The organism is uncultured Thiothrix sp. (assembly GCF_937873765.1).
Lineage (GTDB): Bacteria > Pseudomonadota > Gammaproteobacteria > Thiotrichales > Thiotrichaceae > Thiolinea.
This window is the reverse complement of the sequence record NZ_CALMZC010000039.1, coordinates 95014-116449: the sequence shown is the minus strand read 5'-3', so window position 1 is coordinate 116449 and position 21436 is coordinate 95014. Positions and strand designations below refer to the sequence as shown.

The following is a 21436-nucleotide window of genomic DNA, read 5'->3' as shown; positions in this document are numbered from 1 at the left end:
TTAGCTCCCTAGACCTTGTACTGTGTATCCATCGAAGGAACTCACAGCTGCGCCGTTACCAACACTAGGCTTCCATTCCACAGCGAATCCATTGGTATAGCGTAGGTCAATCTGATCAATCTCACCGAGACGATCCTTCAAGCCTTGCAAATAGCCCACTCTAAAACGTTGCACGCGTTTTTCCTGCTCTTTACGGCCAATAATGATTTCTGGCCCATGACGCACCTTCATCCGCCATGAACCACGTTCATCTTCTGACAGCTCGATAATTTCTAAATTTAAACCAGCCAGCATTTTGGTAAGCTGCACATAACGTTCACCCATGACCCGCCCACTATTACCCTGAGAACTGTAAAGAATGGGGAAAACGCCCTGCTTTTCTGGCAATGCTCCAGCGAAAATGTCGCCGAACTTATTCAATAGCTTATCATCACCCCAGAAAGCAACTGGAAACTGCGTTTCTACATCAACAACCAGCTGATTTGGCCAAACTTTACGCAGACTAGCACCTCTCACCCAAGAATTTTGCTCTAAAGCCTTCTCTAAGCTATCGGTATCCAGCAAATATAAATTCGTACTAACAAAGGGCTGTGCGAGCGCTTCTAACTCAGCTTGTTTGAGATATTGGAAATCACCTTGCCACTCCACTTTTTCAATCGCTAGATGCGTAGGGTCGCTAATCCAAGCCCGTAGCCATAAGACTGCACCGCCCATTACCATTAAAAAAGCCAATAGGCTCAACCAACGCGCCATACTGGGTGACAACTCGGTCACTAGGCTCACATTGTTTGTAGAACGTGATCGTGCACGCCGTTGGGGTTGAGAACTAGGCTGCTTCGCCATTAGAGTGTAGTCTCCAAAATCCTTAGGACTAAAGCATTAAAATCCATACCCACCGCACGCGCAGCCATGGGTACTAAGCTATGATCTGTCATCCCTGGATTGGTATTGACTTCAATCAACCACGTATGCCCCTGCTGATCACGCATCATATCCACTCGACCCCAACCACGCCCACCAACAACCGCAAAGGCCTGCAGTGCTAATTGACGTACATGGGACTCCTCCGCTTCAGTCAAGCCACAAGGACAAAAATAGCGGGTGTCGTTGGAAATATATTTCGCTTCATAATCATAAAATACACCGGGTACTTCTACCCGAATCAGCGGCAGAGGCTCACCTGCTAAAATACCTGCAGTGTACTCAGAACCTGTAATCCATTGCTCCACAATCACGACTGGATCACTTTGCACTGCGGCTTCATAGGCAGGCTTCAAAGCAGCGGCTTCAGTAACTTTACTAATCCCAATACTGGAACCTTCACTCGCTGGCTTTACAATCAAAGGTAAACCTAACTCTGCAACCACTGCCTCAAAATCGGTATCCGCTGTTAGCACACGATAGTTTGGGGTTGGTAAACCAGCACCTAACCATAAGCGCTTGGTCATCAGTTTATCCATGCTAATCGCAGAGGCCTTTACACCACAGCCGGTATAAGGTAGACCTAGTAATTCTAAAGCACCTTGAATGACACCATCTTCGCCACCACGCCCATGTAAAATATTAAATACACGATCATAGTTACCTGTTTGCAGGACACTCAAAATATCACGGTCAACATCAATACCATGCGCATCAACACCGCTTTCCTGCAAAGCCGCTAGCACTGCTGCTCCACTTTTCAAAGAAACGGGACGCTCAGCAGCCCAGCCCCCATACAATACCGCTACTTTGCCAAAGCGTGGGGATTTTTCACTCATTACTCTTGCCCTTTTTGATAAATATTGAGTTTCTCTGGCAAACTTGCTGCTAAGCCACCCACGCTACCAGCACCTTGGGTCAAAATCACATCACCATCTTGTAAAATATGCTTGAGTACCCCGGGTACATCCTCCACATCAGTGACAAAAATGGGATCAACCTTACCCCGAATCCGAATCGCCCGCGCTAAAGCTCGCCCATCTGCCCCCGGAATCGGTTGCTCACTAGCTGCATAGACATCCATCAAGACCAGCACATCGGTTTCAGAGAGGACTTGAGTAAAATCTTCAAATAAGTCACGAGTACGCGTGTAGCGATGCGGTTGGAAAACTAGAACTAAACGCCGTGTTGGCCACACACCGCGTAAAGCTTTTAAAGTTGCCAACATTTCACGCGGATGATGCCCATAATCATCGACTAAAGTAGCAATACCTTTGCCAAAATTAATATCACCATACATTTGGAAACGACGACCAACCCCACTGAATTTCCGTAAGCCATTCAGAATCGCTTCGTCAGACACATCCAATTCCATCGCAATCGCAATTGCCGCCAAAGCATTCAAGACATTATGCTGGCCGGGGAGATTCAGAGTTACCTCTAAGCGACGGTTATTACGCTTACATTGCACGGTGAAAAAACTTTGTGTACCTTCAAAATGCACATTAGAGGCACGTACATCCGCCTCTTCTTCAATACCATAGGTAATTACCGTGCGGTTTACTTCTGGTAAAATGGCGCGTACATGCTCATCATCGATACACAACACGGCTAAACCATAGAACGGTAAATGATGCAGAAATTCTATAAACGTCTGTTTTAGCTTAGAGAAATCACCGCCATAAGTAGACATATGATCTTCGTCGATATTGGTCACCACCGCGATCATCGGCTGTAAGTGTAAGAAGGAAGCATCGCTCTCATCTGCTTCAGCCACCAAGTATTCACCCGTACCCAACTTAGAATTACTCGCTGAACTATTCAGCTTGCCACCAATCACATAAGTCGGATCCAAACCACCTTCTACTAATAAGCTGGTGGTTAAACTAGTGGTCGTGGTTTTACCGTGCGTACCTGCTACCGCAATACCTTGGCGGAAGCGCATAAGCTCAGCCAACATTTCCGCGCGGCGCACAATGGGAAGACGTTTTTCACGGGCAGCCATGATTTCAGGGTTCTGCGCGTCGATAGCAGTCGAGACAACAATCACATCAGCGCCTTCAATATTTTCCGCAGCATGGCCTTTGAAAACGGTTATGCCCATGGATTGTAGCCGACGCGTCATCGCACTTTCAGCCAAATCCGAACCACTTACTGTATAGCCCAATGTTGCAACTACTTCCGCAATACCACCCATTCCTGCCCCCCCAATACCGATGAAGTGCAGGCGATTAATGCGTTTGCGTGCGAGGTTGTCACTCCCTGTTTTCATGCTTGCTTCCTAATCTCTTGAAAATCGTAGCCTGCAAAGGCTGCACAAATAGCTGCTACTTGTGCCGTAGCATGCGGCATTGCTAATTGGCGAGCAGCTATACTCATTTTTGCTAGACGCGCCCGATCCTTGCATAACTCAGTGAGTACAATTGTCAAACGCTCCGGATTTAATTCAGACTGGTGAATTAACAACGCTGCCTCTTGATCAACTAAATAGCGGGCATTCGCAGTCTGGTGATCATCTACTGCATGCGGATAAGGAATAAATAAAGCTGCTAAACCCGCTGCCGAAACCTCAGCTACCGTCAAAGCACCCGCTCGGCAAATAATCAAATCCGCCCAAGCATAAGCTTCCGCCATATCTTCAATAAAAGGGGTTACGCTTGCTTGCACGCCAACTGTTTGATAGGCCTGTTGTGCCGTTGCTAGGTTCTTAGCACCCGCTTGATGGCGCACTTCAGGGCGTAAGTCTGGCGCTAATAAAGCCAAAGCCTGTGGCACAGTTTGATTCAGCGCAGCTGCACCTAAACTTCCCCCGACTACTAATAAATGAATGGGTTGATCATCACGATCTGCTAAACGGTCTAAGGGTTGCGGCAAACCTGCAATGTCAGCCCGCACCGGATTACCTGTCGCTTGGACTTTTTCACTCTTAGGGAAAGCACCCGGAAATCCCTCCAAAACACGCTGACTCACTTTGGAAAGCAGTTTATTGGTTAAACCCGCCACTGCGTTCTGCTCATGAATAACGACAGGCTTACCCATGAGTGCGGCCACTAGACCACCCGGCCCGGCGACAAAGCCCCCCATCCCAAGCACTGCCGCAGGCTTGTGAGTACGCATAATTCGCACTGATTGCCACAAAGCCTTTGCTAAACGGAAAGGGGCTAAAGCTAAAGCCTGCCAACCTTTACCTCGTAAGCCAGAGACTTCTAGCCACGCCATTTCTATGCCCGCTGCTGGAATAATTTTCGCCTCTAAACCCGCTTTAGTGCCCATCCAGACAATAGGAATGCCGTGTGCTTGTAATTCACGCGCTACCGCTAAACCAGGGTAAACATGCCCGCCCGTTCCGCCTGCCGTAATTAAAATAGGTTTTGGCTTAAGCACGTGCCCCCCCTACTGTACGGTGGACTGGTGTTTTGCGCGCTGTCGTTTTTACAGCTAATCCTAAAGCACTGACTTGTGTATCGCGATGAATCCGCATTAGCAGCGACATAGCCAATAGAGTGATTAACAAACTACTCCCCCCATAACTGAGGAAAGGCAGAGTCAGGCCTTTAGGGGGCAAGACAGCTAAATTGACACCAATATGCAGAATCACTTGAAAGCCCATCCAAAACCCTATCCCATAAGCCACATAAGCACCAAACTGCAAGCCTTGCTTATCTGCATTGAAACCAATGACAAAAGCCCGATATACCAACCAACCAAATAAAGCCAAGAGCAGTATCATGCCAACAAAACCAAACTCTTCTGCCAAGACTGCGAAGATAAAGTCATTATGGGCTTCAGGTAAGTAATAAAGCTTTTGTACACCGGCTCCCAAGCCATTCCCAAACCAACCACCATCACCAATGGCAATCAAAGAGTTAATAATTTGATAACCAGAATTTTGTATATCAGCCCAAGGATTCAGGAATGCTTCAATACGTCTAAGCCGATAGCCTTCTAAAGCCACGATGGGCAACATCAAAACCATAGCGCCGCCTAAAAATAGGCCTAAGCGTTTCAACGGCACACCACCTAGAAACAGCAAAGCAAGGCCTACCATAATGACAATTACCGCTGAACCAAAATCAGGCTCAAGTAGGAGCAAAGCTCCGATCACCGCTAAAACAATCAAAGGCAACACTAAAGGCTGATAAGAAATTGACGTGGAAAGTTTTTTACCATGTCGAACCATATAGCTCGACAAGTACATAATCATAATAATCTTGACCAACTCAGAAACTTGCAAAGACACAGGTCCTAGTGCTAACCAACGACGACTACCTTTTACCGATACACCGATTCCCGGAATAAGGACTAGGACTAACAGGAAGACGGCAATGGGTAACAACTTGACCCCTAAGCCTTCCCAAAAGCCAATGCGTACTTGATATAAAACAAAAGCCAACACTAAAGCGAGACCTAGAAACAGCAACTGGCGCTTAAGCAGATAATACATATCGCCGTAACCTTTCTCGGCTACCCAGAAGGAAGCCGAACCCAGCATCACTACTCCAATCGCCAATAGGGCTACTATCGCTAAAGCCAAATCTCGGTCGATATAACGTGACCAATCAATGGCTTCAATGCGCTCTAGCAAATTCAGGGGTGAGATGGTTTTCATGCTGGTAAACCTCGAACAGCGACGCTGAATACATCACCACGATGCCCATAGTTTTTGAACATATCAAGACTGGCACAGGCTGGAGATAAGAGCACATTATCCCCCGATTGCGCAGCATCAGCGGCCAACTGCACGGCCTCCTCCATACTGCTGGCATACTGTACCGGTACACTCGCATCAATCACTTGTGCAATGAGCGGAGCATCCCGTCCGATAAGTACCACAGCACGCGCTTTGGTTTGAATAGCAGGCGCTAGGGGGGCGAAATCAGCATCCTTACCAATACCACCCGCAATCAGTACTGTTTTACCGGGCAAACCTTGTAAAGCGGCTAAAGTAGCACCAACATTCGTACCTTTCGAATCGTCATACCAGCACACCCCACGTCGCTCCCGCACCCATTGCGTGCGATGCGGCAAACCAGCAAACTCACGCAAAGCGGCTAGCATTCCCTGTAAGGGAATCCCAACTGCTTCGCCTAAAGCAAGAGCTGCCAAAGCATTCGCATGATTATGACTACCCGGTAATTTCATCTCGGAAGTGGCTAGCAATAAGGCGTCACCCTTGACTAACCAAGTTTTCCCTTCATGCTCACGAATCCCATATTGTCCCGCAGTTGGTACGTCCAGACCGAAACTCACGCACGCACCCGAATCAGGCGCCATTTGCATGACTAGCGCATCATCACGATTAAGGACTGCCAAACTGCAATTTTGATAGATCACTTGCTTGGCAGCTGCATAATCTGTATAGCTTGCATAGCGATCCATATGATCTTCACTCACATTCAGGACAACGGCTGAGGCTGCTTTGAGTGACTGAGTAGTTTCAAGTTGAAAGCTTGATAACTCCATCACATAAATATCAGGCACCGGCAAATCGAGTAAATCCAAAGCTGCATAGCCTAGATTTCCACCAGCTAAAGATTGCATACCCGCGTGCTTCGCCATTAAATCCACAAGTGTGGTGACACTGCTTTTTCCATTCGAGCCAGTGATGGCGACAATAGGGGCTTGCGCGACACGCACAAATAACTCGATATCACCGATAATTTCAGCACCGCGTAATTGTGCTGCATGAATTTCGGGGGTTGCGATGGCAATACCCGGGCTAACGACTAAACTCTGCGCTTGTTCAAACCAAGCGGATACTTTGGCAAAATCACCAAACCAGTAAGGTGTCTCTGGAAAGCCTTTTACTAAGTCTTCTCTGCCCGGTGGATCTTCACGACTATCAATGACTGCAAAAGGAATCCCTTGTACTTTTAAATAGCGTGCTACCGAAAGCCCCGTGATCCCAAGACCAACGACTAAGGTTTTCCAAGTGGAGTGAGTAGCTGCTTGCATCAGCGCACCTTCAAAGTTGCTAAGCCAATCATGACCAGCACCACCGTAATGATCCAAAAACGCACAATCACCTTAGGCTCAGGCCAACCTTTCTTTTCATAATGATGATGGAGTGGAGCCATACGGAAAATGCGCTTACCACCGGTGGCTTTGAAATAACCCACCTGCAAAATGACCGATAAAGTCTCCAGCACAAACACGCCGCCCATGATAGCTAGTACAATTTCTTGACGTACAATAATCGCCACAATGGCTAAGGCAGCGCCTAAAGCTAAAGCACCTACATCCCCCATGAAGACTTGTGCGGGATAAGAATTGAACCAGAGGAATCCTAAGCCCGCACCCACAATCGCACAGCAAAATACAAGCATTTCGCCCGCACCCGGTACTTTAGGTACGCCTAAATAACTAGAAATGGCAGCATGACCACTGGCATAAGCGAAAATCCCCAAGCCACCGGCTACAAGAATAGTGGGCATAATGGCTAAGCCATCCAAGCCATCAGTGAGATTTACTGCATTACTAGTGCCAATCAAGACTAAATACACCCAAGGAATAAACAACCAACCCATTTCCCAATGCACATCTTTTAGAATAGGAAGATATAAAGTAGTGTCAGTTGGATGTTGTGCAGTGAAGAACAAAAAGAAAGCAGCAGCAAAACCTACTAAGGTTAAACCTACGGTTTTCTGTCGAGCTGTTAAACCTAAATTCCGACGTTTTTTGAGCTTAATATAATCATCTAAGCCACCAATTAAGCCAAAACCTAAAGTGACCGCAAGGGCTACCCAAGTAAAACGATTAGTTAAATCTGCCCAAAGCAAAGTAGAGACACTAATAGCGAGAATAATCATGACCCCACCCATCGTAGGCGTTCCCGCTTTCATTTGATGTTGTGGTCCATCTTCACGAATATATTGACCAATTTTCAGCCGGGTGAGTGCACGAATCATCGCTGGCCCTGACCAGAGACTGATCACTAAAGCGGTCAAAACCCCTAAGATGGCACGAAAGGTCAGATATTGGAAAACATTGAAGCCACTATAAAACTGACTCAGTTGTTCAAAAAGCCACACTAGCATGCAGTAGCTCCTTGCTCGACTAAGGCTTCAACCACGCGCTCCATACGTGCTGAACGCGAACCTTTCACTAAAACTTGAGTGCTAGGCGTTAACTTAGGCGTTAAAGCGGCCAATAAATCTGCTAAATCCTGAAAAGCCTGCGCACCTGTACCAAAAGCTTGGCTGGCAGCAGCACTTAAACGTCCTAAACTATAAAGTTCATCAATCCCTGCTAATTTTGCGAGTTGCCCCAACTCGAAATGCAGCTGTTCACCTGTATTGCCCAATTCGCCCATATCCCCTAAAACTAAAATTTTTCTTCCCTGTTGCTCCGCGAGTACGGCTATTGCTGCCGCTGTTGAACTCGGATTCGCATTGTAAGTATCATCAATCACCCAAACCCCATGCCGACCTTGCTTAGGGTTTAAGCGGCCTTTCACCGGCTGTAAAGACTCCAAACCTTGCTTAATAGTCGCTAAGGAAAACCCTAAAGCAGTGGCTCCTGCAGCAGCAGCTAAAGCATTGAGCTGATTATGCTTACCTAGTAGCTTTAAGCGTACGGATACTGAGTCAGCACCCTTATGAATAATAAATTGATTATCTGCGCTTAGTTCGCCACGCAAATCAGCGTCTTGACTAAATCCAAAACTTAGCAAGGGTCGTCCCTGATTTAGTTCGCGCCAATAGCCAGCATAAGTATCATCCGCATTAATAACTGCAATACCACCAGCCGCTAAGCCTGCAAAAATTTCACCTTTAGCACGTGCAACCCCAGCAATATCCCCAAAGCCTTCTAAGTGCGCAGCGCCTGCATTATTCAGAATTGCCACATTTGGCAAAGCTAAATGGGTGAGATAGTCAATTTCGCCGAAATGGTTAGCACCCATTTCAATCACCGCGAACTGATCCGCAGTACGCAAGCGCAATAAAGTTAAAGGAACACCAATATCATTATTGAGATTGCCAATCGTGGCTAAAGTCTGGCCTTGCTGACTCAGAATAGCAGTGAGCATTTCTTTTAAAGTAGTTTTACCATTACTGCCGGTTAAACCAATTACAGGATACTTAAACTGTTCACGCCAAGCTTTAGCCAATTGCCCTAAAGCCAAACGTACATCAGGCACAACAAGTTGCGGAATGGCCGCATCAAGAGGATGTGCCACTAAAGCTGCACTTGCTTTGCCAGCCACTTGTGGAACGAAATCATGCGCATCGAAACGCTCACCTTTGAGCGCTAAAAACAAATCACCCGTTTGAACTGCTCGCGAATCACGTTCAACGCGCTCTATCGGCAATTGCTGTGCAGTTTCGAAGCTCACTGCATGTAAATCAGCTTGGAGAAATTCAGCAATTTGTGCCAGCGTTAACCAAGTCATGCTGCGCACTCCTGTAAAGCTAAAGTCGCCTGAGTGCGATCATCAAAAGGAATAGAGCGATCTGCTAAAATCTGTACTGTTTCATGGCCTTTGCCTGCAATTACTACTGTATCCCCAGACTTAGCTTGCTGAATAGCCAAGCGAATTGCAGTTGCACGATTGTGCTCAAAATGAATAGCTTCTGGCTGAGCAAAGCCAGCACGAATATTTGCAAAAATAGTGCTGGGATTTTCGGTGCGTGGATTGTCATCAGTGACAATCACTAGATCAGCTTCTTGCTCGGCAATTTGTGCCATCACCGGCCGCTTCCCTGCATCACGATCACCACCGCAGCCAAATACACAGATTAAGCGTCCAGCCGTATGCGCTTTCGCTGCCCGCAAAGCCTGCTGCAAAGCAGTGGGGGTGTGGGCGAAATCCACCACCACTAGCACGCCTTCCGCTTTACCCTGAACCTGCACACGCTGCATACGGCCTGGTACAGTTTCCACATGCTGTAAAGCTGCTAAGGCAGACTCTAAAGGCAGGCCTTTAGTTAAGAGAGTACTTAAAGCAGCGAGTAAATTGTGTAGATTAAAGCGTCCCAAAACTGGAGCTTTTAATTCACCCTTACCTACAGGGGTAGATACAGTCGCCTGAATGCCTTGAGCATCAAATGTCGCACTAGTCGCAATCACAGCCTGCTGAGGATAGTTAGACGCATCACCCACACCATAGCCCCAAACCAGCACAGCAGTATCAGCCAACTCTGCCACCAAACGCTGCCCAAAAGCATCATCCAAATTCAGGACTGCATGTTGCAAAGCAGGCCAATGAAAGAGTTTGCGCTTAGCTTCTGCATAAGCCTCAACAGTACCGTGATAATCTAAATGATCACGGGTCAGATTCGTTAGTACTGCGACATCAAACTGAACGCCATTCACACGACCTTGATCGAGCGCATGCGAAGACACTTCCATCGCTACAGTTTTAAAGCCTTGAAGTTTCAAATCATGAAATTGTTTCTGAACTTTAATCGCATCTGGAGTGGTATGCGTACCTTTGGCTAAAGCACCTGGTTTACCCACGCCTAAAGTACCTAAAACCGCAGCTTGTTCATCCAAATAAGCTAAAGCCTCAGCAATAAAATGGGTAGTAGAGGTTTTACCATCAGTACCAGTGATGCCAATCACATATAAGTCATCAGCGGTAACTTGATAGAAACGCTGCGCAATCAGACCCAGCACTTTGGGCAACTGAGGCACAGCCACTGCCGGTACTGGCAAAATAGGGATCGTTAAATCAATACTTGGCTCATATAAAATAACCACTGCACCTGCATTGACCGCTGCTTGCGCATAAGCTAAACCGTGTTGGCGACTGCCTTGCAAAGCAACAAAGGCCATGCCAGTTTGAATCTGACGATTATCCAAAGCCAAACCAGTAATACTTAACTCTGGAATTGCTGTGCAAAAGCCATCCAGTAAAGCGGCTAGCTGCTTCATGTATTGCCCTCTTTCTTTGTTATTGTATCGGCTTGTTTCAAAGCAGGCAGGTCATCGGGGGGAATGTCTAATAAACGTAGTGCTTCAGACATAACCTTTGAAAAAACTGGTGCAGCTGCTCGACCACCGCTATCATCTGTTTTCGGCTCATCAATTTGTACTGCGACCACTAAACGTGGACGCGTAGCTGGCGCAATCCCAATGAAACTAGTCATATAGCGCGTATTACTGTAAGCATTATTGATAAACTTATAGGCAGTCCCGGTCTTCCCTGCAACGCGATAACCATCGATCATGGCGCGCTTGCCCGTACCATCCGCTTGTACAACAGACTCCATCATGTGGATTACTGCTTGAGCTGTAGTTGGTGACATAACCGTTTGTGCCAGTGGCAATTTGTCGACCTTATAAATAGTGGCTGGCAGCAACTGCCCATTATTCGCTAAGGCTGTATAGGCATGTGTCAACTGCAATAAACTGGTGGCTAAGCCATAGCCATAACCGTGAGACGCATGATCGACTTTGCCCCATTCGGTATAACTCGAAAGCTGCCCAGAGCTTTCACTTGGAAAACCTGCAGCAGGAACACGCCCTAAACCGACACGGCTTAGAAACATCCAATGATCACGTGGATTCATTAACAGCGCGACACGACTTGCACCTACATTGCTGGATTCAGCTAATAAAGTAGCTAAGGAAATTGGGCCATAATTACTCGGATCACGCACCGTATATTTGCCGAAATTGATATGCCCGGGTGAGGTGTCAATCTCAACGTCTGGCGCAATCACCCGAGACTCTAAAGCCGCTGCAACCGTTAAAGGCTTTAAAGTTGACCCTGGCTCAGATTTATCGGTGACAGCTCGATTCCGATAATTTTGTGCGTCGAGTTGTTTACGATTATTTGGATTAAAAGAAGGCAAATTTGCCATTGCGAGGATTTCGCCCGTTTTTGCATCCATGACCAAAATAGAACCCGCCTTAGCCTCTAAACGAACCACCTGTTCTTTCAACTGCTTATAGGCGATGTACTGAATACGCCGGTCAATACTCAATTTAACTGTTTGACCGGGTACCGTATCTTTAATACTTTCAATACCTTCGATAATGCGATTTTTGCCATCTTTAACGACGCGCATGCGTCCATCTTGACCAGCCAAAATCCCATCAGAGACTTTCTCAATGCCTTCAATCCCCTTGCCATCACTATCCGTCATGCCAATGACATGACCACTCGTTTCTGCTAAGGGATAAAAGCGTCGGTAGCCACTAGTGCTTTCTACTTTTTTAATATTGAGGGCAAGAATTTCTTGTGCTACTTCAGGTGGAAGTTGTCTGCCTAGATAATAAAAATTTTTGTCCCGCGCCTCTTCAAGATTCTGTAGTAGTTGCCCCGGTGGATATTCGAGCACTTCCTCAATTTTACGTAAGGCATCTTCAAGCTTTACAAAGGGCATTGCTACCAAGGCACGCTCTGCAGCCAAACGAGCATCATCACCTTGAGTTTTTTCGGCAGTACGCAAGGCTGCATTGTACTCATCACGCCAACTGGTACGTGTATCTAATAGGAGTTTGGGGTTACAACTGAGAGTTTCGACAGGGGTACTCACCGCCATCGGATCGCCATTACGGTCTAAAATCATGCCACGATAAGCTGGTACAGTGACGACTTTGGTTTGACGTTGCTCAGCGCGCTCTTGCAACATCGATTGATCAAAAATTTCTAGCCAAACCGCGCGCAGCATCAAGACCCCAATGACGGTTAGCAGGGCTAACATTAAGAAGCGTCTGCGCCCTTCAAACACAGGTGAAACCACAGCCTTGCGTTTGCTCATTCGTGAAGCACCTGAGTGGTTTCTGCTGTGGGCTTTTTCATCCCTAAAACTTCACGTGCATGCTTCTCTACATGCACTTGGTTTAATTGCGTACTTTGCTCTAAAACCAAACGACTCCAAGTCGCACTTAATTGGTCACGGTCTTTTTGCAGCTGCTGTAACTCCACAAACAGTTGGCGCGCATGATGACGATTGGCCACCACCATCAACGCCAACATAATCACTAATAGATAGAGCATCACTGTCGCTAAGCTTTGCCAGCGGTGTAGGTTCATAGTTCCTTAGACCTTCTCAGCAACCCTTAAAGTCGCGCTTCGTGCACGCACATTCATTTCAACTTCAGCCTCACTAGGCCGCAAACCCTTTCCCACTAACCGCAGCGGTGGTGTTAGTTCAGATGCTTGAATAGGCAAACCTTTAGGCACGCGCGCTGGGCTTGAGTACTCACGCATAAAGTGCTTAACCATACGATCTTCCAAGGAATGGAAGCTAATCACTGCCAAACGCCCATTCGATTTTAAATGCTTCAGGCTAGCAGCCAAACCCATCTCTAAATCTTCCAATTCTTGATTCACTTTAATGCGAATCGCTTGGAAACTACGAGTGGCTGGATGTTTACCCAGCTCACGCTTAGGAATAACTTTAGCTATTAGCTCCGCCAACTTTAAAGTGCTATCTAAGGCTTGAGTGTCGCGAGCTTTTACGATAGCGCGTGCTATTTGCCGAGAAAAGCGCTCTTCACCATACAGCCATAGCACTTGCGCAATTTCCTTTTCATCTGCCTGTAGCAACCATGTTTGTGCACTTAAGCCCACATCGGGATTCATACGCATATCTAGCGCACCATCACGCATAAAGCTAAAACCGCGCTCAGCTTCGTCTAATTGTGGGGACGACACGCCTAAATCTAACAGCACACCATCAACTTGTGTCCTTAGTTCTAACTCAGCTAAAGCTTGGGGGAAATTCCTAAAGGAGCCTTGCCAAATCTGAAAGCGCGTGTCGGCTTGATGAACCTCACGCGCATGCTGAATAGCCGCCGGATCCTTATCAATCGCCAGCAAACAGCCATCAGTGTTCAATTGCTCCAAGATTTTTGCCGAATGCCCACCACGCCCATAGGTACCATCAATATATAAACCGTTTGGCCTAATCGCCAAAGCAGCGACTGCTTCCGTTAAAAGCACTGTGGTATGAGTAAAACTAATAGACATCACATGAAAACCTGACTTAATAAGTCATCCGCGTCATCATCTTCACGCGCCGCTCGCAACCAAACATCGCGAGCTTGTTGCCATTGATCTGCATCCCACAATTCAAATTTACTCACTTGCCCAACGAGCACCACACGCTTGTCTAGACCAGCATATTCGCGTAAAGGAGCAGGCAATAACACCCTCCCTTGTACGTCCAATTCTATTTCAGCCGCATGTCCCAAAATTAAACGCTGCATATTACGCACCCGTCGGTTTATATTGGGAAGCCCCATTAAGGCTTTCTCTACTTTAAGCCATTGATCCATGGGGTAAATTAATAAACATTTATCAGCATGATCTACTGTGATGACAATCTGACCTGCTGCACTTGTTAAGATAGCGTCACGGTATTTCGAAGGCATCGACAGCCGTCCCTTGGTATCTATTGAAATGTTTGAGATGCCACGAAACATGCTGTCACTCAGGAGCTTTAGGTATATTTGATAGCTTTTTTATAGAAGAAAGTTTAATCCACTTTATTCCACTTTTTTCCACCACTGTCCAAATGATAGGAAGTCTACTCCACCCTGTCAATGAAAGGCCTTTACAGAAGCTTAAAAAGCAAGCAGTTTGCAGAAAATATACAAAAGATTCTGTAGGGATTAAGAAGAGTTAAGAGCGGTTATATAAACCTAACCGCAAAAGCAGAAACTAATTGAGGGGAGTTATAGTCTCAAAAGAAAATAGCCGATCTGTAAGCCGGGTTCTGTCGTGGACAATCATTCATCTAGGATCTACGTCACCATAGATCTCAAGCAACCTACCCGAATGCAACGCGGGCCGCGCCAATGCATTCCTATTTGGTCTTGCTCCAGATGGGGTTTGCCCTGCCGTACACTGTTACCAATGACGCGGTGCGCTCTTACCGCACCTTTTCACCCTTACCTAAGCTAAATAATAGAATAGGCGGTATATTTTCTGTGGCACTTTCCGTCGACTTACGCCGCCCAGGCGTTACCTGGCATCTTGCCCTATGGAGCCCGGACTTTCCTCCCCCAAATCAGATTTACATCCAATTTGGCAGCGATTGCCCGATCGGCTAGTTGCGGTTTATAGCAAAAAAACAAAGTTTTGTCTTTAAACCAAGACGTTTATCTTTCATAGCCTTTTTTCACAAGCGTATGCAAAGCTGAAATAAAGCGCACATGTCCTGCATAATTTTTATCGTGTAATAAGATATTCGGGCGCACTAACATTACGGCTAAACGGTTATCCCAATAAGCTTTTAAAGGAGCTGGTCGCGTATTAGGAAAGTTCACCGGAATACTAATTGAGTCCAAACCACTTAAACCTGCTTGATATAAACCAGCCTTAAGTTTGCGTAATAAGAACACATCATTTAAGCGTCCATAGAGGGCTAAATCATTCTCTCCACCTGGCATTAATAAACTAAAATAGCGCCATTGCTCAGAGAGATAAGCAGCTTCAGGTAAGCGCAACCCCGGCATAAAGATAAAAATCGGCGCATCGGTGGATACTTTGCCTTGGACTAGCTGATCCGCATGCGACAGACTAACTTGGTATAAGCTTTTTTCTAATTGTTCAGGGCGATGCAAGAAAATCATTAAATTCAGCTGTAAGGCCGTCGTATCCTCATCTTTGCTGACTGCTTTAGCTAACTCAATCAAACTTAAAGTCGTTTCGGCCATTTCTAAAATTGGTTTTTCTGTGACCACATAATGCAGCACCACGTAAAGTTTTTTCGCATCAGGATTGCCCACTCGTAGCCGCAAAACCTTTTGCCCATCAGTCCGATCATTTTGCTCAACAGCTCCCGCTGCTGATAAGCGCTTGATCAATTCTTGCGATGTACCCTCAAACCGCTTTTCAGCATCATACGCAGAAGGAATAGCCAAGAATGCACGTAATTCCTGTTCTAAGGCACTACGCTCAATCTCTATCTGAGGAGCTGTGGGTCTTGACCAAATAAAAAGCGGTTGAGTTAATAACACCACTAAAATCAAGGTCATGAGTATTAAAGCAATTAAGAGATCAGTGACACGACTGATTATCCACTTAACCATCAAAAATCCTTATTAAATAACTAAAGAACCAAAGCCTAGGGGAAGAATTGGACTCACGCCGTCCCAAGGATAGACTATTTTCTCAGTTAGCTGTTATGAAAGAAACAGAACTAAGTTCACCCCACAGTTACCGTCATAAAATCCAGCTAGCGACCCAATCAAATCTGGTATACTTAACCAATGGATCAAAGCCTTTCGATAACTTTAGTGCTGGAAGGTGGCTTACCAAGCGCCTACCTCAGTGTTCAAGATAACTACAGTAGTCCAGCACAAATTTTCATAGTACCGATGGATTTTATGGACATCGGTTTATTGATCGCTAGCGCCCAAACGACTGGCGATTACTGGATGGTGACCGCCTCACCGGATAATCCACGCTTTCAAATCGAATCGGCCGTATTCGTTAAACATCGCGACGGCAAAATTCTTTGGGATGTCGTGTATGAGCACTACGAGCCTTTTCTGAATATTGAGTTGGAAGAAGATCCAGAAGAATATGAAGAGAATATCATCACCTTCTCTTTCGATGCCTTCCAATATGTCAGTGCACTCTATCAAGCGAGTCAATTGGGTCAAGATTTAGCGCCCACGATTTTCTCTTTGCCTGACTCCAGTACTAAAGATGAGCCTAAAAATCCTCTGCGCGAACTGGCAACTTACGCTCCGCGCTTAAATATGCTCTGGCAAAAATATGGTCAGACTAATGAGATGATCAAAAATGGTCGTCCTACACATGAGCATGATGCTTTTGCATTAGAAGCAGAAAAGCAATGGCTGCAGGATTTACTGGATACTTTAGATGAAGCCCAGCATGAGGAGGCGTTTGAGAATTTAGATGCTTATCTTGAATCCTTACCTGAAGAAATCCAGACTCAATTAGAAGGCGACAGTCAACCGCTAAAAGAATTGCTTGATCAACGCTGGAAGGCACTCGTGAACTCGCTCACTGAGGAAGAATCGGAAGCCTTAGAGAATCACGAGACCGCAATTCGCTTTCCAAATAGCCTCAAGTTGCGTTTAATGCGCGAGTTTTTAGAAGGAAATCCTTCAGTCCTGTTAGGTAGTGGTCATAAAGCATCCGTTAATGATGCGAAAGATACTGCTGATAGCGATAAGGTGGTTGATCTACAGAATTGGAAGCGTAAACGCACGCCTGAGTAAGCTAGCTCTATTCAATTAATGCACCTAATGCGCCAAAACTCTTTGTAATTGGGGCGCTAAAGTCAGTAAAAAACCGCGATTTAGAGCCATCCAAATGACTAAAGGCGCGATCATCGGCAAGATTAAAGTGCCAGTCTGATAAGCTAGGGCAATTACGTCTAAACCCCAATTACTCAAGGTCTGTTGCTGTTGGAAAGCGGCACCCACATCAAAGCTTAATACCTTCAACACACTGAAAAACATGCTGAAAGCAGCTACCGGCAACCAAATGAAGCTAGCCCACAACAGTTGCTGCCATTTATTACTAGAGGGCGTGGCCAGAATCAAGGCAAACAATAAAGGTAAACTATAGGTATAAATGAGCGGGTTCAAATGGAAACCCATCAAATCATCTGAAACTGGCGGTGAAACAATCGCCCCACTCGCATCTACTCCAAAGTTTGAAGCTAAAATTAAAGTACTCTCATCCAATTTCAGCCAAAGTACTGACTGGGGAAAATTGAATTCTAATAGTTGCTCGGTCAACCAAGTTAGAGGAGCCAAATGCACTACCGCTGCCCAATACCAAAGCGCAAAAGTAATCGGTAGGAGTAAAAGCACACCGATAATAAAGCTTTGAATAGGTCGTTGTCTCATGCTGGCTGCTCCGTTAGCGGTTTATCGTCTAAGGGCAAATAACGAATCCAAATGAGGAACACCACCAGCGCATCCAACATGATTAACGCTTGCCAAATATATAAATGCGCCCAATCAAACAGCTCGCGGCTCCATTGCCCTAGGTAAAATAGGCTAATAATGCGCAATAGATTCATACCTTGAATCGCGACAAATCCCCAAGCTAAACCCTTAAGTTTATACAACCAAGGCGCAGGAAAGGCAGCAATCGCCGCCAGCAGCACAATCATCGCTTCGACTCCATTACAACCCGGCTCGATGGAGACAGCAAAACCGTTCAAGCTATGGCTGATCACTTTGCCAGAAGCAATCACGTTAGTATCGAAAAAGGACATAAACCAACCGCTAATATCAGCGATTAACGCCGTCCAAGGGAGAATGACTTGCTGTTGTACAGCTTGGAGCATCTCCAATCCGAATAAAACAGCCTGGGCCAATAGGAAAAGTATGAGGAAGCGTATCATATTGATTTTTTGTTATAAATTAGCTAACAGCAATACTAAAAAACCTTACTGTACACTATAACAAAAACTCAGCAATGATAAAATAAAGATTTGAGGTTAATTGATTAAGTTTATTCCTAACAGCTCATGCTTACTTAACCAAGTTAACACCTCTGCTGCTGAGGCTGGGCGCTGCTCAGGCAATTTAGCGAGTAAACGATCTAAAAGGGGTTGGTAGATTGCTAAGTGCTGAGGCAACTGGGGTAAAGGATCAAATAGTTGCTTCTGCAAAACTTCACCAAGGTTGGAGCCTGTGTACGGCTTTTCACCCATTAACATTTCATAGAATAGAATACCTAAAGCATATAAATCAGATTGAATGCTAGCAGGATCGCCAGCCACCCGCTCCGGGCTAACATAAAAGGGAGTGCAGTAGATTTGATCTTCTTGCAAAAAACCGCTACTGAGCATCACACTACTTTCAATCCCATAATCTAAGAGCACTGGCGTACTATCATCACGCATGACAACATTAGAAGCCTTTAAATCGCGATGCAGCATCCCTAAAGAATGGATTACCCCAAGAGACTCAGTGATTTGCTTAAACCAATTGATTAAATTGGCTAATGTTAGATAAGTATGCTGGGTGAGTAATGCCCGTAGTGTTTGCCCATGTACATACTCCATAATAATTACCACCGCATTGCAGGAAACCCCTACATCCAGAAGGTGCACTAACCCCGGATATTGCAAAGCAGTCAGCAACTTAGCATCTTGCAGAAAGCTACCAAAAGCATAATTATCGACACCACTTACATCAAATTTAAAGCGCTTAATCACTGCTTGTTGATGCTGACGATTTTCCGCTAAAAAAATAACCGAGTTTTCACTATTGTGAATCAACTCTAGAAACTGCCATTGCGGTAAATTGATCGGATAGCGTTGGAGGGCACGCCCTACCTCCAGCAAATTATCTAAACGTGCAGACAATTGACTAGGTGAGGCATTCAAAGGCAAAGCTACATCTGCACCTGCCCAGACTGCGTTACGTTCCTGATCTCGGTCGTCAGTCAGGACGATAACCAGCGGCAAACCTGCTCGTGTGCGTTGAACCCTACGTAACCAAGTTAAATCTGGCTCCGCCGTTTCTGTCGCAACAATCACTAAATCATAGTCTTGCCACACCAAGTGCTGGAGTGCATTAACATCAATTTCAGGAAATAACCGTTCTAAAGAAGCAGTAGGGAAACGCTTGCGTAGCATGAGTTCAAGGTCTAAACGTACCGGTGATTGACTCTCGACCAGTAAAAATGTTAGGGCAGGTTTGCCGACAACTCGCTCCGCTTCGGCGGAAAGTTGATAGTCCACTTAAAACTCCACGCAATAGCTAATTGGCATTTGAATTCTTGGTTTATGTGAGTTTAGGTCAGGAAAATTGATTTTTCCCAATAAATCCTACAAAAGGAGAAAGTGTCAGTCTGACTCTTAATTGACAGTCATTATGCTTTACCGCATAATTACGCGCCTTTATGTAACCCTAGCAGAATAGGGTATTAATTCTGCATCCTTGCTTCACTGTGCATTCATTTGCTAGCAGGAGGCTTTAATCCAAAAGGAGACTTCATGCGTCACTATGAAATTGTCTTTCTCGTCCATCCGGATCAGAGCGAGCAAGTTCCAGCAATGATCGAGCGTTATCGCACGCTGATCAATGAAAACCAAGGTACTATTCATCGTTTAGAAGATTGGGGCCGTCGCCAATTGGCTTATCCGATCAATAAAATCCACAAAGCACACTATGTAATGATGAATATCGAGTGTGATGGCAAAACTGTCGATGAACTGGAAAGCATTTTCCGCTTCAATGATGCCATTATCCGTACTTTGACGATCCGTCGTGATGCCCCTATCACTGAAGCGTCGCCATTGAGCAAAGAAAACGAAGGTAAAACCAAGCGTCCACCACGTCGTGAAGAAGTGGAATTAGAGGATGCTGACCTTGACGAGTCTGACGACGAATAATTCTAGGGATAATTTAATATGTCACGTTTTTTCCGCCGTAAAAAATATTGCCGTTTCACTGCCGAAGGCATTGCTGAAGTCGATTACAAAGACCTCGATACCTTAAAGGGCTTTATTACTGAGACAGGCAAAATCGTACCTAGCCGCATTACTGGGACGAAAGCGCCTTATCAGCGTCAATTAGCAGCCGCGATTAAACGCGCCCGTTTCCTTGCGCTGATGCCTTATACCGATCAGCACAAGTAATTTTAGCGTCTGACCGTGTTCGTTGCGGTCACTCGTTGAGAGCAGGAGATATGCATGGCTGCATTCATTATGTCAGGGCCACTTCAAGCGATTGGTTTTGCCTTAGTGTTTGCTTTACTTGCAATGTTTCTGCCATTTTTAGGTTTACTGAGCAATGCGGCTATAGGTTTAGTCACCTTACGCATGGGTTGGCGACGCGGTGTAATGCTTGCGTTGGCCGTTAGTATCGGTTTAGGGCTAGTGGCTCTCTTATTACAAGGCAATGTCTTCGGCAGCTTATTTTCAAGTTTGCTGCAATCACTCTTGGTTGTAGCCTTGGCAATTTATTTAGCTAGCACTGCCTCTTGGCCAAATCTGTTGCAAATTATTTTTGGTCTAGCAGCAAGCCTAGTAGTACTTTTCCACTTGAGTGTGACTGACCCAGTTAGCTTCTGGAAGAATGCTTTACAAGCTTTGGTCGATTTTGAGCAACTACAAGCCCGTTTGGTTGATATTAAATTGGACGATTTACTCAATCAAATCGCTAAGCACATGACTGGGCTGTTTGCAGCGTCGATGAGTTTAGCCTTTACCTTATCGCTCATGCTGGCACGCCACTGGCAAGCTAGTTTATATAATCCGGGTGGCTTCAAGGAAGAAATGTATGGTTTACGACTGAATAAGTTCGTAGCCCTCGCCCTCAGTGGAATCATTATGCTTGTCCTTGTTAGCCGCTCAGCCTTATTAATCGACTTAATTTTTGTGGGACTTGGATTATTTTTGTTCCAAGGTATCGCGTTGGTTCACAGTGTACGCGCACAGTTAAATGTTCACCGTACTTGGCTATTAGCGCTTTATCTTCCCTTGGCTCTATTGCCGGTACAAACTGGTTTGTTAGTAGCCGTGTTTGGTATGGTCGATACCTTTGCGGATTTTCGTGGTTACTTAGTACGCAGAACTAAACAGTAAACTTAAGTATTTATGGATTATTCAGGCTC

General features: G+C 45.7%; 21 protein-coding genes and 1 other RNA gene. 4 read left to right on the top strand and 18 right to left on the bottom strand.

The annotated features are described in order from the left end of the window. The 15 genes from Q0307_RS11675 to Q0307_RS11605 form a co-directional block, all read right to left on the bottom strand. On the bottom strand, nt 1-843 hold the full coding sequence (locus Q0307_RS11675) for a cell division protein FtsQ/DivIB (RefSeq protein WP_298660761.1): 843 nt from the start codon (nt 841-843) through the stop codon (nt 1-3). After that, entirely contained in the window at nt 843-1760 is a 918-nt protein-coding gene (locus Q0307_RS11670) for a D-alanine--D-alanine ligase (protein ID WP_298660759.1), read from the bottom strand. Before Q0307_RS11670 ends, Q0307_RS11675 begins: the two co-directional genes overlap by 1 nt. Continuing rightward, complete coding sequence (gene murC / locus Q0307_RS11665; RefSeq protein ID WP_298660757.1) at nt 1760-3193, bottom strand: UDP-N-acetylmuramate--L-alanine ligase; 1434 nt, start codon at nt 3191-3193, stop codon at nt 1760-1762. Before murC ends, Q0307_RS11670 begins: the two co-directional genes overlap by 1 nt. Continuing rightward, nucleotides 3190-4305, bottom strand: a complete 1116-nt coding sequence (gene murG / locus Q0307_RS11660; RefSeq protein ID WP_298660755.1) for an undecaprenyldiphospho-muramoylpentapeptide beta-N-acetylglucosaminyltransferase — start codon at nt 4303-4305, stop codon at nt 3190-3192. The genes murC and murG overlap by 4 nt, the downstream gene beginning before the upstream one ends. Then, entirely contained in the window at nt 4298-5530 is a 1233-nt protein-coding gene (gene ftsW / locus Q0307_RS11655; protein WP_298660753.1) for a putative lipid II flippase FtsW, read from the bottom strand. The genes murG and ftsW overlap by 8 nt, the downstream gene beginning before the upstream one ends. Then, nucleotides 5527-6876, bottom strand: coding sequence for a UDP-N-acetylmuramoyl-L-alanine--D-glutamate ligase (murD, locus tag Q0307_RS11650; protein ID WP_298660751.1), 1350 nt, complete (start codon nt 6874-6876; stop codon nt 5527-5529). The genes ftsW and murD overlap by 4 nt, the downstream gene beginning before the upstream one ends. Further along, on the bottom strand, nt 6876-7958 hold the full coding sequence (mraY, locus tag Q0307_RS11645) for a phospho-N-acetylmuramoyl-pentapeptide-transferase (RefSeq protein WP_298660749.1): 1083 nt from the start codon (nt 7956-7958) through the stop codon (nt 6876-6878). The genes murD and mraY overlap by 1 nt, the downstream gene beginning before the upstream one ends. Beyond that, nucleotides 7952-9313 carry a UDP-N-acetylmuramoyl-tripeptide--D-alanyl-D-alanine ligase gene (gene murF, locus Q0307_RS11640; RefSeq protein ID WP_298660747.1) on the bottom strand — a complete coding sequence of 454 codons (1362 nt, stop codon included), beginning with the start codon at nt 9311-9313 and terminating at the stop codon, nt 7952-7954. Before murF ends, mraY begins: the two co-directional genes overlap by 7 nt. Further along, nucleotides 9310-10797 (bottom strand): UDP-N-acetylmuramoyl-L-alanyl-D-glutamate--2,6-diaminopimelate ligase, encoded by a 1488-nt coding sequence (locus tag Q0307_RS11635; protein WP_298660745.1) that lies wholly within the window; start codon nt 10795-10797, stop codon nt 9310-9312. Before Q0307_RS11635 ends, murF begins: the two co-directional genes overlap by 4 nt. Further along, complete coding sequence (locus tag Q0307_RS11630) at nt 10794-12632, bottom strand: penicillin-binding protein 2 (protein ID WP_298660743.1); 1839 nt, start codon at nt 12630-12632, stop codon at nt 10794-10796. The genes Q0307_RS11635 and Q0307_RS11630 overlap by 4 nt, the downstream gene beginning before the upstream one ends. Then, nucleotides 12629-12907: a cell division protein FtsL gene (ftsL, locus tag Q0307_RS11625; RefSeq protein WP_298660740.1), complete on the bottom strand. Its 279-nt coding sequence runs from the start codon at nt 12905-12907 to the stop codon at nt 12629-12631. Before ftsL ends, Q0307_RS11630 begins: the two co-directional genes overlap by 4 nt. A 6-nt stretch (nt 12908-12913) precedes the next feature. Next, complete coding sequence (gene rsmH / locus Q0307_RS11620; protein WP_298660738.1) at nt 12914-13846, bottom strand: 16S rRNA (cytosine(1402)-N(4))-methyltransferase RsmH; 933 nt, start codon at nt 13844-13846, stop codon at nt 12914-12916. Beyond that, on the bottom strand, nt 13846-14301 hold the full coding sequence (mraZ, locus tag Q0307_RS11615) for a division/cell wall cluster transcriptional repressor MraZ (protein ID WP_298660736.1): 456 nt from the start codon (nt 14299-14301) through the stop codon (nt 13846-13848). Before mraZ ends, rsmH begins: the two co-directional genes overlap by 1 nt. A 266-nt stretch (nt 14302-14567) precedes the next feature. Beyond that, an RNA gene (gene rnpB / locus Q0307_RS11610) (RNase P RNA component class A) lies at nt 14568-14931 on the bottom strand. A gap of 48 nt (nt 14932-14979) precedes the next feature. Continuing rightward, a complete protein-coding gene (locus Q0307_RS11605; protein ID WP_298660734.1) occupies nt 14980-15912 on the bottom strand; it encodes a hypothetical protein in 933 nt (310 codons plus the stop codon). 180 nt (nt 15913-16092) lie between these two features. On the opposite strand from Q0307_RS11605, the gene Q0307_RS11600 reads away from it, so the two are divergent. Beyond that, complete coding sequence (locus Q0307_RS11600) at nt 16093-17073, top strand: hypothetical protein (protein WP_298660732.1); 981 nt, start codon at nt 16093-16095, stop codon at nt 17071-17073. A 24-nt stretch (nt 17074-17097) separates the two neighbouring features. On the opposite strand, the gene Q0307_RS11595 is transcribed toward Q0307_RS11600, so the two are convergent. The 3 genes from Q0307_RS11595 to Q0307_RS11585 all read right to left on the bottom strand — a co-directional run bounded on the left by Q0307_RS11595 (nt 17098) and on the right by Q0307_RS11585 (nt 19559). Next, entirely contained in the window at nt 17098-17709 is a 612-nt protein-coding gene (locus Q0307_RS11595; protein WP_298660730.1) for an exosortase H-associated membrane protein, read from the bottom strand. Beyond that, entirely contained in the window at nt 17706-18212 is a 507-nt protein-coding gene (gene xrtH, locus Q0307_RS11590; protein WP_298660729.1) for an exosortase H, read from the bottom strand. Before xrtH ends, Q0307_RS11595 begins: the two co-directional genes overlap by 4 nt. 96 nt (nt 18213-18308) lie before the next feature. Further along, nucleotides 18309-19559, bottom strand: a complete 1251-nt coding sequence (locus Q0307_RS11585) for a serine/threonine-protein kinase (RefSeq protein WP_298660727.1) — start codon at nt 19557-19559, stop codon at nt 18309-18311. A 255-nt stretch (nt 19560-19814) separates the two neighbouring features. Here Q0307_RS11585 and rpsF point away from each other — a divergent pair, with 255 nt between their 5' ends. From rpsF to Q0307_RS11570, 3 genes are read left to right on the top strand one after another with little or no spacing between them, the layout of a single operon-like run. Beyond that, a complete protein-coding gene (rpsF, locus tag Q0307_RS11580) occupies nt 19815-20213 on the top strand; it encodes a 30S ribosomal protein S6 (RefSeq protein ID WP_298660725.1) in 399 nt (132 codons plus the stop codon). 18 nt (nt 20214-20231) lie between these two features. Further along, nucleotides 20232-20459: a 30S ribosomal protein S18 gene (rpsR, locus tag Q0307_RS11575; RefSeq protein WP_298660723.1), complete on the top strand. Its 228-nt coding sequence runs from the start codon at nt 20232-20234 to the stop codon at nt 20457-20459. Between the two features lie 54 nt (nt 20460-20513). Further along, on the top strand, nt 20514-21407 hold the full coding sequence (locus Q0307_RS11570; protein ID WP_298660721.1) for a hypothetical protein: 894 nt from the start codon (nt 20514-20516) through the stop codon (nt 21405-21407). Nucleotides 21408-21436: the final 29 nt, after the last annotated feature.

Excerpts from the sequence above, each read along its gene's own strand:
- Q0307_RS11675 (WP_298660761.1), bottom strand. The coding sequence starts at position 843 with ATGGCGAAGCAGCCTAGTTCTCAACCCCAACGGCGTGCACGATCACGT.
- Q0307_RS11670 (WP_298660759.1), bottom strand. The coding sequence starts at position 1,760 with ATGAGTGAAAAATCCCCACGCTTTGGCAAAGTAGCGGTATTGTATGGG.
- murC (WP_298660757.1), bottom strand. The coding sequence starts at position 3,193 with ATGAAAACAGGGAGTGACAACCTCGCACGCAAACGCATTAATCGCCTG.
- ftsW (WP_298660753.1), bottom strand. The coding sequence starts at position 5,530 with ATGAAAACCATCTCACCCCTGAATTTGCTAGAGCGCATTGAAGCCATT.
- murD (WP_298660751.1), bottom strand. The coding sequence starts at position 6,876 with ATGCAAGCAGCTACTCACTCCACTTGGAAAACCTTAGTCGTTGGTCTT.
- mraY (WP_298660749.1), bottom strand. The coding sequence starts at position 7,958 with ATGCTAGTGTGGCTTTTTGAACAACTGAGTCAGTTTTATAGTGGCTTC.
- murF (WP_298660747.1), bottom strand. The coding sequence starts at position 9,313 with ATGACTTGGTTAACGCTGGCACAAATTGCTGAATTTCTCCAAGCTGAT.
- Q0307_RS11635 (WP_298660745.1), bottom strand. The coding sequence starts at position 10,797 with ATGAAGCAGCTAGCCGCTTTACTGGATGGCTTTTGCACAGCAATTCCA.
- Q0307_RS11630 (WP_298660743.1), bottom strand. The coding sequence starts at position 12,632 with ATGAGCAAACGCAAGGCTGTGGTTTCACCTGTGTTTGAAGGGCGCAGA.
- ftsL (WP_298660740.1), bottom strand. The coding sequence starts at position 12,907 with ATGAACCTACACCGCTGGCAAAGCTTAGCGACAGTGATGCTCTATCTA.
- rsmH (WP_298660738.1), bottom strand. The coding sequence starts at position 13,846 with ATGTCTATTAGTTTTACTCATACCACAGTGCTTTTAACGGAAGCAGTC.
- mraZ (WP_298660736.1), bottom strand. The coding sequence starts at position 14,301 with ATGTTTCGTGGCATCTCAAACATTTCAATAGATACCAAGGGACGGCTG.
- Q0307_RS11605 (WP_298660734.1), bottom strand. The coding sequence starts at position 15,912 with ATGGTTAAGTGGATAATCAGTCGTGTCACTGATCTCTTAATTGCTTTA.
- Q0307_RS11600 (WP_298660732.1), top strand. The coding sequence starts at position 16,093 with ATGGATCAAAGCCTTTCGATAACTTTAGTGCTGGAAGGTGGCTTACCA.
- Q0307_RS11595 (WP_298660730.1), bottom strand. The coding sequence starts at position 17,709 with ATGAGACAACGACCTATTCAAAGCTTTATTATCGGTGTGCTTTTACTC.
- xrtH (WP_298660729.1), bottom strand. The coding sequence starts at position 18,212 with ATGATACGCTTCCTCATACTTTTCCTATTGGCCCAGGCTGTTTTATTC.
- rpsF (WP_298660725.1), top strand. The coding sequence starts at position 19,815 with ATGCGTCACTATGAAATTGTCTTTCTCGTCCATCCGGATCAGAGCGAG.
- rpsR (WP_298660723.1), top strand. The coding sequence starts at position 20,232 with ATGTCACGTTTTTTCCGCCGTAAAAAATATTGCCGTTTCACTGCCGAA.
- Q0307_RS11570 (WP_298660721.1), top strand. The coding sequence starts at position 20,514 with ATGGCTGCATTCATTATGTCAGGGCCACTTCAAGCGATTGGTTTTGCC.